This is a genomic window from Phenylobacterium sp. Root1290, assembly GCF_001425305.1.
Lineage (GTDB): Bacteria > Pseudomonadota > Alphaproteobacteria > Caulobacterales > Caulobacteraceae > Phenylobacterium.
The window spans coordinates 434,825-446,393 of sequence record NZ_LMEE01000002.1; the positions used below are offsets into that span (position 1 = coordinate 434,825).

The 11,569-nt window shown below is 68.0% G+C and carries 11 protein-coding genes; 6 read left to right on the forward strand and 5 right to left on the reverse strand.

What is annotated here, in order from left to right; genetic code table 11:
* The first annotated feature begins 40 nt into the window (after positions 1-40).
* Complete coding sequence (locus tag ASC79_RS11525) at positions 41-1,219, forward strand: NAD(P)/FAD-dependent oxidoreductase (RefSeq protein WP_056016070.1); 1,179 nt, start codon at positions 41-43, stop codon at positions 1,217-1,219.
* Between the two features lie 130 nt (positions 1,220-1,349).
* On the opposite strand, the gene ASC79_RS11530 is transcribed toward ASC79_RS11525, so the two are convergent.
* Together ASC79_RS11530 and pdxH are read right to left on the reverse strand one after the other, a co-directional pair.
* Positions 1,350-2,852 carry a bifunctional aminoglycoside phosphotransferase/ATP-binding protein gene (locus tag ASC79_RS11530; RefSeq protein ID WP_056016073.1) on the reverse strand — a complete coding sequence of 501 codons (1,503 nt, stop codon included), beginning with the start codon at positions 2,850-2,852 and terminating at the stop codon, positions 1,350-1,352.
* Positions 2,849-3,514 (reverse strand): pyridoxamine 5'-phosphate oxidase, encoded by a 666-nt coding sequence (gene pdxH, locus ASC79_RS11535; RefSeq protein WP_056016076.1) that lies wholly within the window; start codon positions 3,512-3,514, stop codon positions 2,849-2,851. Before pdxH ends, ASC79_RS11530 begins: the two co-directional genes overlap by 4 nt.
* A gap of 97 nt (positions 3,515-3,611) precedes the next feature.
* Between pdxH and ASC79_RS11540 the strand changes: the two genes are divergently transcribed.
* The 4 genes from ASC79_RS11540 (at position 3,612) to ASC79_RS11555 (ending at position 6,417) form a co-directional block, all read left to right on the forward strand.
* The gene (locus ASC79_RS11540; protein WP_156378247.1) at positions 3,612-4,298 is read left to right on the forward strand and encodes a J domain-containing protein; all 687 of its coding nucleotides are present in this window, start codon (positions 3,612-3,614) and stop codon (positions 4,296-4,298) included.
* Between the two features lie 50 nt (positions 4,299-4,348).
* Positions 4,349-5,473, forward strand: a complete 1,125-nt coding sequence (aroC, locus tag ASC79_RS11545; protein ID WP_056016082.1) for a chorismate synthase — start codon at positions 4,349-4,351, stop codon at positions 5,471-5,473.
* 136 nt (positions 5,474-5,609) lie between these two features.
* Positions 5,610-6,119 (forward strand): response regulator, encoded by a 510-nt coding sequence (locus ASC79_RS11550; protein WP_056017885.1) that lies wholly within the window; start codon positions 5,610-5,612, stop codon positions 6,117-6,119.
* A 67-nt stretch (positions 6,120-6,186) separates the two neighbouring features.
* Positions 6,187-6,417, forward strand: a complete 231-nt coding sequence (locus ASC79_RS11555; protein ID WP_056016085.1) for a hypothetical protein — start codon at positions 6,187-6,189, stop codon at positions 6,415-6,417.
* 2 nt (positions 6,418-6,419) lie between these two features.
* Here ASC79_RS11555 and ASC79_RS11560 read toward each other — a convergent pair whose 3' ends face one another.
* The 3 genes from ASC79_RS11560 to queC are packed head-to-tail and all read right to left on the reverse strand — an operon-like array spanning position 6,420 to position 8,199.
* On the reverse strand, positions 6,420-6,797 hold the full coding sequence (locus ASC79_RS11560; protein ID WP_056016088.1) for a 6-carboxytetrahydropterin synthase: 378 nt from the start codon (positions 6,795-6,797) through the stop codon (positions 6,420-6,422).
* 41 nt (positions 6,798-6,838) lie between these two features.
* Positions 6,839-7,471, reverse strand: a complete 633-nt coding sequence (gene queE / locus ASC79_RS11565) for a 7-carboxy-7-deazaguanine synthase (protein WP_056016100.1) — start codon at positions 7,469-7,471, stop codon at positions 6,839-6,841.
* On the reverse strand, positions 7,468-8,199 hold the full coding sequence (gene queC / locus ASC79_RS11570; protein ID WP_056017888.1) for a 7-cyano-7-deazaguanine synthase QueC: 732 nt from the start codon (positions 8,197-8,199) through the stop codon (positions 7,468-7,470). Before queC ends, queE begins: the two co-directional genes overlap by 4 nt.
* Before the next feature lie 511 nt (positions 8,200-8,710).
* On the opposite strand from queC, the gene ASC79_RS11575 reads away from it, so the two are divergent.
* Positions 8,711-11,434, forward strand: coding sequence for a TonB-dependent receptor domain-containing protein (locus ASC79_RS11575; RefSeq protein WP_327082823.1), 2,724 nt, complete (start codon positions 8,711-8,713; stop codon positions 11,432-11,434).
* The last annotated feature ends 135 nt before the right edge of the window (positions 11,435-11,569 follow it).

The following is an 11,569-nucleotide window of genomic DNA, read 5'->3' on the forward strand; positions in this document are numbered from 1 at the left end:
CGAAGGGCCGACTTTCCTTCATCCAAGCCGCGAGGACCTAGTGGATCAGTTCGACGTCGTGGTGATCGGCGCCGGCGCGGCGGGCATGATGTGCGCGATCGAGGCCGGCAAACGCGGCCGCCGCGTTCTGGTGATCGATCACGCCGCCGCGCCGGGCGAGAAGATCCGCATCTCCGGCGGCGGGCGCTGCAACTTCACCAACGTCAACGCCGCCCCGGCCAACTTCCTCTCGGCCAACCCGCACTTCGCGATCTCGGCGCTGCGCCGCTACACGGCCAAGGACTTCATCGCCTGGGTCGAGCGCGAAGGCATCGCCTATCACGAGAAGACACTTGGCCAGCTGTTCTGCGACAACTCGGCCAAGGACATCATCGCCATGCTGACCAGCGCGATGCGCGCGGCGGGCGTGACCATGCGCCTGAAGACCAGCGTCGAGCGGGTCGAGCAGGAGGACGAAGGCTTCTCCCTGGAGACCAGCGGCGGACGGGTGACCTGCGAGGCCCTGGTGATCGCCAGCGGCGGCAAGTCGATCCCGAAGATGGGCGCCACCGGCTTCGGCTACGAGATCGCGCGGCAGTTCGGGCTGAACATCGTCGAGACACGCCCGGCCCTGGTGCCGCTGACCTTCGAGATCGGGATGCTGGAGCGGCTGAAACCGCTGGCCGGGGTTGCGGTGGATTCCGTCGTCGCCAGCGGCAAGACCAAGTTCACGGAGGCGATGCTGTTCACCCACCGCGGGCTGTCGGGCCCGTCGATCCTGCAGATCTCGTCCTACTGGCGCGAGGGCCAGGCGATCACGGTGTCGATGGCGCCGGGCGTGGACATCGCCGCCGCCTTGAAGAGCGCGCGCCAGACCCGCGGCAAGCAGGCGGCGATCACCGTGCTGTCGGAACACCTGCCGCGGCGCGTGGCGCAGATGATCCTGGACGAGGCCGCGGCCCCCGCCAACGCCGGCGACCTGTCGGACAAGGCCATCGGGCGCATCGACACAGCGGTGAACGCCTGGACGGTGAAGCCGGTCGGCTCGGAAGGCTATCGCACCGCCGAGGTGACGCTGGGGGGCGTGGACACCGACGCGCTGGAGTCAAAGACCATGCAGGCCAAGGCCGTACCGGGGCTCTACTTCATCGGCGAGGTGGTCGACGTCACCGGCTGGCTGGGCGGGTATAACTTCCAGTGGGCGTGGTCGTCGGGCTGGGTGGCCGGACAGGCGGTCTGAGGCCGCCCGCCACTGTCATCCCGGAAAAGCGTGAGACGCTTGTCGGCGAGGCGCTCTGACAACCTCTAGAAATCAGGTGTTCATGGGTCCCGGTCTTGCTTCGCAAACCGGGATGACATCCCTTGGATCCCTAAGGCGGCGGCGCGCCCGCGTGCTGGATCGACCAGGCCTCGGCGGCGTCCTGGGCCGGGCCTGAGGCGTCGACGCGGACCCACTCGATAGGGCCGACGTCGCGTTCGAGCTGCATGCGCAGGGTGGCGACCGTGGCGTCGGAGGCGTCGCCTTCCCGCCCCTCGATGCGCTGGGCCAGGACTTCGGGCGGAGCCTGCAGCCAGACCCCGTGGAACGGGACCCCGGCGTTCTTAGCCAGCGCTTCGACGCGGCCGCGCAGCTCGGGCTGGATGAAGGTGGCGTCGACCACGACTGCGCGCCCGGCGTCCAGCAGGGCCCGGGCCTCCGCCAGCAGGGTGTCGTAGACCTCCTGGTAGAAGGCGGGCGAATAGACGCTGGCCGGCAGCGCGGCGTCGGGCGCCACGCCCAGCAGGCGCTTGCGGATCTCGTCGGTGCGCAGCACCACCGCGCCCGGCGAGGCGCCCAGGCCCGGCGCGATGAGCCGCGCAAAGGTCGACTTGCCCGAGCCCGAGAGCCCGCCGACCGCGGTCAGCTTGGGCGGCGGCGGCGACAGATGCGCCAAGCCGGCGTCGAGATAGGCGCCCGCGCCTTCCAGGTCGGCGCTGTGCGCCTGGACGTGGGCGCGCACGCCGGCGCGGACGGCCATCATCAGCGGCAGGGCGGCCAGGCCGTCCAGCAGATCGGGGCCGAAATGGCGGCGTCCCTCGTCGACATAGGCCGAGAGCACCCGCACGGCCGCGTCGCGACGGCGGCGGAAGTCGAGGTCCATCAACAGGAAGGCCAGGTCGTACTGGATGTCGATGTCGGACAGGATGTCGTTGAACTCGATGCAGTCGAACAGGACCGGCTTGCCGTCTTCCAGCAGGATGTTCCCAAGATGCAAGTCGGCATGGCACTGGCGGGCGAAGCCAGCGCCGCGACGGGCGTCCAGCAGCCGCTCGCGCCTGAAGTACTCGGCGTCGGTGGCGGCGATCAGCGCCTCGACCCGTTCATGGCCCAGCTTCGAGGCCAGTTCGCGGAGCAGCTTGGCGTTGGAGTCGATGGTGTATTTCAGCGCCTTGCCGCCGCCGCCCTGCGGGCGCAGCTCGGCCTTGGCGTGGACGCCCGCGACCTCGCGGCCCATGGCCTCGGCCAGCGGCCCGTCGACCGCCCAGGGACGGGCGGCGAGCACGAAGCTCTCATCGAAGCGGCGCATCTCGAGCGCGTACTCGACCACCGCGCCGGCGCCGTCCAGCTCCAGCCCCCCGCCGGCCTTGCGGGTGATGGTCCGCACCGTGCGATAGATGTCGGAGGTGGCGGCCCGGTTGAAGCGCAACTCGCGCTCCAGCGCCCAGTGGCGCAGGTCGAGGGTGGAGTAATCCAGGAAGCCCAGATCGACCCGCTTCTTGACCTTGAAGGCGGTGTCGCCGGCCAGGAACACCCATGCGCAGCCGGTTTCGATCTTCTTTTCCGCCTCGCCTTCCAGCCAGGCGACGACTTCGGCCTCTTCGGCGTCGGTCAAGGATAGAGGCGCTGGGTGGTCCAGCCCTCCCCCACGCGGACGAAGACCAGGCGCTCGTGCAGCCGGAACGGCCGGTCGCGCCAGAACTCGATCGCCTCGGGCCGCACGCGGTAGCCGGACCAGTGCGGCGGGCGCGGCACCTTGCCGAGGCCGAACTTCAGGCCGATCTCGGCGATGCGCTTCTCCAGCGCCAGACGGTCGGGCAACTGCTGCGACTGCTCCGAGGCCCACGCCCCGATCTGGGCCGGCCGCGCGCGGGTCGCGAAGTAGGCGTCGGCTTCCTCCGGCGTCACCGGCGTGACCGTGCCGCGAACGCGGACCTGGCGGCGTAGCGACTTCCAGTGAAACAGCAGCGAGGCCTTGGGATTGGCTGCGAGCTGACGGCCCTTGGCGCTGCCGAGATTGGTGTAGAACACGAAGCCGTCGGGACCGGCGTCCTTGAGCAGCACCATGCGCACGTCGGGCATGCCGCTCTCGTCCACGGTAGCCAGCGCCATGCCGTTAGGATCGTTCGGCTCCTTGGCGGCAGCCTCCTTCATCCATTCGGCGAAGAGGGCGAAGGGATCCTGCTCCGACAGCAGGGGCGGCGGCTCGGCCGCGGTCACCTGGCGGACGTACTCGTCCTCGCTGGGCGAGGGAGGGATCTGGGCCTTGTCGCTCATGGCCTCGATATAGCGCCTTGGCGCGCGCGCGCCATGCTTAACGCGCCGTTGACCATGCGCCGTCCACAGTCGCCGGATGGCCGCGCCCAAGTCACCCATGCTGGACAGGAAGCGGGCGCGCGCCGTGTTGGGCGCCGCGTCCGGCGCCACGCCCGCCGAACTGCGCCGCGCCTTTCGCGAGGCGGCGAAGCTGGCCCACCCCGACCGGCCCGGCGGCGACGCCGAACGGTTCCGCCAGGTGGTCGAGGCCTATCGCCTGCTGACCGAGCCGACCCCCACCGACAAGATCATCCAACCGCCCGCCACCGTCAGGAAAACCCCCCAGGACGACAGGATCCTGCCGATCACGCCGCTGCTGGCGCTGAACGGCGGGGTGGTGCTGCGCGAGACCGCCGACGCTCGCAGCCTGAAGATCACCCTGCCCGCGGGCCTGCGCTCCGGCGACCTGCTGCGGGCGGGCGCCGACCTATTCGAGATCGCCGTGCGCGGGGATGGCGAGATCATGGTGCGCGGGCACGACCTCTGGATCACCACGCCGCTGCATCCGCATGTCCTGGCCCAGGGCGGCCGGGTCGCGGTCGACACGCCGCTGGGGCGCCGGGTGGTCTGGATCACCAGGAAGGCCGGCGAGCGCGGCCTGATCCGGCTGGCGGGCCAGGGACTGCCCGCGCGCGGCGATCATCCGCAGGGTCACCTGTTCCTGCGCCTGACGGAGCAGACCCGCATCACCGACACCGCCACGCGCGCCCTGCGCCGCCGGTTCGCGGCTGCCTGGGCGGCCTAAACCCTGGCCTGCTCTAGCCTTGGGCCGGAGCCGGCTTTAAGAACGCCGCCATGTCGCACAACACCTTCGGCCATCTGTTTCGCGTGACCACCTGGGGCGAGAGCCACGGACCGGCCCTGGGCTGCGTCGTGGACGGCTGCCCTCCCGGTATCGGCCTGACCGCCGAGGAAGTTCAGGTGTGGCTGGACCAGCGCCGTCCCGGCCAGGGCAAGTTCGTCACCCAGCGCCAGGAGCCGGACGCGGTGAAGATCCTGTCGGGCGTGTTTCAGGACGAGCGCACCGACGGCCAGGTGACCACCGGCACGCCGATCTCGATGCTGATCGAGAACGTCGACCAGCGCTCGCGCGACTATGGCGAGATCGCCACCCAATTCCGGCCGGGCCACGCGGACTACACCTACTTCGCCAAGTACGGCGTGCGCGACTATCGCGGCGGGGGACGGGCCTCGGCGCGCGAGACCGCCGCCCGGGTCGCCGCCGGCGCCGTGGCGCGCAAGATCATCGAGGGCGTCACCGTCCGCGCCGCCGTGGTGCAGATCGGCCCGCATGCCATCGACCGCAGCCGCTTCGACTGGGACCAGCGCCACGAGAACGGCTTCTGGTGCCCGGACGCGCAGACCGTGCCGGTCTGGGAAGAGCACCTGGAGCAGGTCCGCAAGGCCGGGTCATCGACCGGCGCGATCGTAGAGGTCGAGGCGCTGGGCGTGCCGGCCGGCTGGGGCGCGCCCGTCTACGGCAAGCTGGACGCCGAACTGGCCGCGGCCCTGATGTCGATCAACGCCTCCAAGGGCGTGGAGATCGGCGCGGGGTTCGCCTCGGCCGCCTTCTCCGGCGAGGAGAACGCCGACGAGATGCGCATGGGCAACGACGGCGAGCCGCTGTTCCTGTCCAACAGCGCCGGCGGCATCCTGGGCGGCATCTCATCCGGCGCGCCGGTGGTGGCGCGAGTGGCGTTCAAGCCGACCTCGTCGATCCTGACGCTGCGCCGCAGCCTGAACGAAGCCGGCCAGGAGATCGACCTGCGCACCAAGGGCCGCCACGACCCCTGCGTGGGGCTGCGCGCCGTGCCGGTGGTCGAGGCGATGACCGCGTGCGTGCTGGCCGACGCTTATCTGCGCCACCGGGCCCAGACCGGCGGCGGCGCCTATATTCCGGGCGGTACGGAGCGCCGCTGACCCTTTGCGGGCGCTGGAATTTCGACACTCACGAATCGCTGTTTTTTGACATTGACCGTGCAACTTTCGCGCAGCTAATCAGCTGTCATCGCGAAACGAATCATCGCGAATCGGCCCCACAGTCAGCGCGGTGAATGTGCGCCTCGATCGCCTCAAGGTTCTGATCGTCGACGACAACAAGCACACGCGCCTGTTGCTGGCGCAGATTCTCAGAGCGCTCGGGATCACCCAGACGTTCGAGGCGGGCGATGGACTCGAAGGCCTGGCGACCCTGCGCAACCACGCCATCGACATCGTCCTGACCGACCTGGCCATGGAGCCGCTGAACGGGGTCGATTTCGTGCGGGCGATCCGTACCGGGCCGGAAAGCCCCTGCCCCCTGATCCCGGTGATCATGATCACGGGGCATTCGACCATGACCCGCATCAGCGAGGCGCGGGACGCCGGCGTCAACGAGTTCATGGCCAAGCCGATCACGGCGAGCGGCGTCATCGCGCGGCTGCAGCAGGTGGTGGACCACGCCCGGCCGTTCATCCGCGCAGGCGACTACTTCGGTCCCGAGCGGCGACGGCGCAACGACCCGAGGCACGAGGGGCCCTGGCGGCGGTCGGGCGATCACCGCAACGTTCGGGCGCTGGAGCTTTAGTTTTCGCCACCATTTGGTGATCTTCGGCCGGTAGGCATGGGTCAGCCCCGCCGGAGACCTTCCCCGCATGTCCGCCCTTAGCCTTCTCGCCAGGCTCTCGCTGCTGGCGGGCGTCGCCCTGAGCTTGTCAGGCTGCCTGGCCGTGGCCGCCACCGGCGCCGTGGTGGGAACGGCCGTCGGCGTGACCGGCGCGGCAGTGGGCGTCACCGCCAAGGGCGTCGGCATGGCGGCCGGCGCGATCATCCCGGACGGCGACGACGACGACGACGACGACAGGGACGACCGCCGTCGGAAGTAGGCCTAGCCGCTGACCGCCATGGCGCAGCTCTCGCCGATGGTCGGGCGCGAGACGACGATGCGCGACAGGCCCGGAAACTTGGGCTGCAGGCGCTCAGCGAAGTAGAGGCAGATGTGTTCCAGGGTCGGGCGCTCGAGCCCCGGCTTCTCGTTCAGCAGGCCGTGATCCAGTTCGGCGGCGACCGCCTTCAGTTCGCCGTCCAGATCGGCCAGATCGACCACCCAGCCCACCGGCTCCTGCGGCGCGCCGCGCACGGTCGCTTCGACCTTGAAGGAGTGGCCATGCAGGTTCCGATAGGGCCGATGTTCGGGCCCCTCGGCGAAGTAGTGCGCCGCGTCGAAGGTCGCGGCCTTGGTGATCTCGAAAATCGGCTGGGTCATCGTGGGATCTGGAGGGGCGTCCGGCCGCGCGTGCGCGCGTGTCACGGAATACCCAGGTACTTGTGGGTTTGGACGCTTAAACGCCACCGGGGGTGCGCAAGGCAATAGGCGATCGCCGCCTGGGTGTTTTCGACGCGCGCCGGGCCGTCCATCGGCTGGAGCAGGAAACGCTCGAAGTCCATGTGCTCGAACCGCGCCGGATCGGCCAGCGGCTGCGGGAACACCAGCTTCAGTTCCTGGCCGCGGGTCTGCACCACCTCGGCGTCGGCCTTGGGGCTGACGCAGATCCAGTCGACGCCCTGCGGCACGGGCAGGGTGCCGTTGGTCTCCAGCGCGATCCGGAAGCCGCGCGCATGCAGGGCTGCGATCAAGGCCGGATCGACCTGCAGCAGCGGCTCGCCGCCGGTGCAGACCACCAGGCGATGGTCGGGACCGCCGGTCCAGGCCGCCTCGACCGCGCGGGCGAGATCGTCGGCGGTGGCGAACCGGCCGCCGCCCTCCCCGTCCATGCCCACGAAGTCGGTGTCGCAGAAGGTGCAGACCGCCTTGGCGCGATCTTCCTCACGTCCCGACCACAGGTTGCATCCCGCAAAGCGGCAAAACACCGCCGGCTGGCCGGCCTGGCCGCCTTCGCCCTGGAGGGTCAGAAAGATCTCTTTGACGGCGTAGCTCATGCCTCAAGTTCCAGGCGGCCGGCGCCAACCCACTCGTTCCAGCCCCGAGCGCGAAGGTCGCAGGCCGGACAGTCGCCGCAGCCGTGACCCCAATCGTGGAGCTCGCCACGGGTTCCCCGGTAACAGGTGTGGCTGTCGCGGACGATGATCTCGATCAAATCCTCGCCGCCCAACTGCTTGGCCAGCGCCCAGGTCTGCGCCTTGGTCAGCCACATCAGCGGCGTCTCGACGACGAAGTCCTGGGCCATGCCCAGGTTCAGCGCCCGCTCCAGCGCGTCCAGCGTCTCGCGACGGCAGTCCGGATAGCCGGAGAAGTCCGTCTCGCACATCCCGCCCACTAGAAATTTCAGTTTGCGGCGATCGGCCAGGGCCGCCGCATAGGTCAGAAAGACAAGGTTGCGGCCAGGCACGTAGGTGTTCGGCAGGCCTTTCTCGGTGATTTCGAAGGCGCGCTCCTGGGTCATGGCGGTCTCGCCGACCGCGCCAAAGCCTGTCAGATCGAGGACGTGATCCTCGCCCAGCCGGCCGGCCCATTGCGGGAAACGCGCCCGGATCGCTTCACGAACCAAAGAACGCTGTTCCATTTCGACCGCGTGCCGCTGGCCGTAATCGAAGCCGACCGTCTCGACATGATCGTAACGGGCCAGCGCCCAGGCCAGGCAGACGCTGGAATCCTGGCCGCCGGAGAACAGGACCAGGGCGCGGGACTGCGGGGAAGCTTCGCTCATCGGCCCCATATGCGCGCGCGCGGCGCAAATCGGAAGCCCGGCGCGACATTCGCGCAGCCCCGTCTCCATACCAGAGAATCCAAAACGCCTGAGGAAACAACGATCTCGCACATGCAGCATCGCGAATACCGGAAAGCGCCAAGTTGACGCCCCGGCAACCCATGGAGAACCACCTGCAATTGAAAGAAATCGCGCCTATGCATTTCAGCAACAGGGATTGGTTAGTTTTGCCCTGAACGTCGATAACTTAACGTCGTCACGTTGACAGACTCCACAACTGAGCGCGAGCCTTGCTGGTCGGGGGAGTGGCCGCCACCCCTTTGACGAATTCTCGTGCGGCGCAAGGTGACGCACCGGGCCGGTTTGTAGAGAGCCTCGGGCGTCTTGGGAGGAACCTGGAATGTCCAATACTCTGCATTTGCGGAGCCTACTGATCGTGGGCGCGTCCGCTGTAGCGTTGAGTTCAGTTGCGTCCCCGGCCTGGTCCCAGAACGTCATTCAAGAACTGGTGGTGACCGCCCAGAAGCGTGAGGAAGCCCTCCAAGACGTCCCCATCGCCGTGTCGGCCTTCAATCAGGACGCACTTGAGAAGGCGAAGATCGACGGCGGCCCGAACCTGGTCATCGCCGTTCCGAACGTGAACTTCTCGAAGGGGAACTTCACCGGCTACAACTTCCAGATCCGGGGCATCGGGTCCAAGCTCGTCGCCGGTTCCGGGGACGCCGGCACCGGCATCCACCTGAACAACGCGCCGCTGCTTTCCAACAACCTGTTCGAGACCGAGTTCTACGACGTGGAGCGGGTCGAGGTGCTGCGCGGGCCGCAAGGCACCCTCTACGGACGCAACGCCACCGGCGGCGTGGTCAACATGATCACCGCCAAGCCGATCGACGAGTTCGAGGCGATGATCCGCGGCGAACTGGGCAACTACAACACCCGCAAGCTGCGCGGCATGATCAACGTGCCGCTGGGCGACGAGTTCGCCCTGCGCGTCGCCGGCTCCTACCTGAAGCGCGACGGGTTCGGCGACAACCTGGTGACCGGCAACGACGCCGACGACCGCGACCTCTATGGAATCCGCACGACCCTGGCCTTCAATCCGACCGACACCTTCCACGCCTACCTGCTGTGGGATCACTTCAACGAGGAAGACAACCGCTCGCGGATCGGCAAGCAGTTCTGCACCAAGGACCTGGGACCGGCCAGTATCGGCGGGGTCGGGTACTCGGCCGCGGCCGGCGGCCTGATCGGCCAGATCCAGCGCGGCCTGTTCAGCCAAGGCTGTCAGGCGACTTCGCTCTACTCGGCCGGCGCGCTGGGAACGGTGAACTCGCAGGCGACGCTGGGCGGGCTGTTCGGCGCCCTGGGCGGGTTCCAGACCGGCGACGCCTATGCCGGCAAGATGCAGACGACCAACGTCCGCGACATCGAATCCACCTTCGACCCGATCTACGAATCCAAGACCGACATCATCCAGTTCAACGTCGACTGGGACCTGACCGACGAGCTGCGGCTGACCTGGCTGACGTCCTATACGGACTTCGATCTCTATACGCGCCAGGACTACAACCGCTACGTCCCGAGCACGAGCTTCAACACCACCCCCAACCCGGTCAACGCCTTCGCCGCGGTGCCGGGCTATGCCGGGATCTACGGGGCGCTGTTCCCCGGCGGCGTGATCAACGACGCCCAGAACCAGCCCTACAACCGCTTCACCACCAGCGACATCTCCTCGGCCTACACCAAGGGCTGGAGCCAGGAGCTGCGGTTGCAGTCGGCCTATGACGGCCCGTTCAACTTCAACGTCGGCGGGATCATGGTTCGCTACCAGGCGACCGGCGACTACTACGTGATGTTCAACACCGGGACCGGCTACTACCAGATCAACAACCTGTTCAGCACCGGCAATCCCAACTGCGCGGGCGCCGCGCCCTGCATCACCATCGACCAGAACTACGAGCCGGATCGCTCGGGCCGGAACTACTACGACGCCTACGGCCCCTATGACCTGCGCTCGCACGCCGCCTTCGGCGAGCTCTACTGGCAGGCGACCGAGACCCTGAAGTTCACCGGCGGCCTGCGCTATACGGTCGACGACAAGGAAGTCGAAAACCACCAGGTCAACCTCGGCATCCCCGGCTTCGGCATCGCCGGGCCGCTGCCGGGCACCCCCGACATCCTGCACGTGGAGTTCAAGGAGACGACGGGCCGGGTCGGCTTCGACTGGAAGCCGGACCTCGACTTCACCGACGACACCCTGCTCTACGCCTTCTTCTCGCGCGGCTATAAGGCCGGGGGCCTCAACTCCCCCTGCAGCGGCGGCGCGGGCGTGATCTGCGGCCCGCCGACCTTCGAGCCTGAGTTCATCAACGCCTATGAGATCGGCACCAAGAACACGGTGCTCGACGGGACGATGACCCTGAACCTGACGGCCTTCTACTATGACTACGAGGGCTACCAGGTCTCCAAGATCGTCAACCGCGCTTCGACCAACGAGAACATCGACGCCAAGATCAAGGGCGCGGAGCTGGAAACCGTCTGGCAGCCCCTGCAAGGGCTGCGGCTCAACGCGCAGATCGGCTGGCTCGACACCGAGATCAGCTCCGGCACCTCGATCGACACCTTCAACCGCACGGGCGGCGATCCCAACCTGGTGCTGGTGAAGTCGAGCGCGGCGTCGAACTGCGTCGTCAACCTGGCCGCGGCCCAGACGGCCCTGACCGTCTCGAACCTGACCAACAACCCGTTCGCCCTGCTCGGCGTCTGCACCCCGGCCTCGACGGCCGGCGCGGGCACCAACATCGGCAGCGGCGCGCTGGCGGTCGGCACCAACGCCTTCGGCGGCCTGGTCAGCGACGGCGTGCCGATCTCGCTCGAAGGCAAGGAACTGCCGAACGCCCCGCACTGGACCATCTCGCTGGGCGCCCAATACACCTGGGACTTCGACAACGACTGGTCGCTGACGGCGCGCGGCGACTACTACAAGCAGACCGAAACCTTCGCCCGGATCTACAACACCGAGCCGGACCGCCTCGACGACTGGCAGAACGTCAACCTGACCGTGACCCTGACCAATCCGGTCAACGGCTGGGAGATCGGCGCCTATGTCAAAAACGCAACCGACGAGGAAGCGATCACCGACTTCTACCTGACCGACGACTCCTCGGGCCTGTTCCGGAACGCCTTCTACACCGAGCCGCGCACCTACGGCGTGTCGCTGCAGAAGCGCTTCTGATGACCTGATCTACCCAGCCGCAAGGCCTTGGCCGCCGCCCCTCGGGACGGCGGCCTTTTTCTTGGCGCGCCAATGAAATCCGAACGACATTTTGCGGTTAAGGTATGGCCGGGCATCCCGCCGCAGATGCCCAAC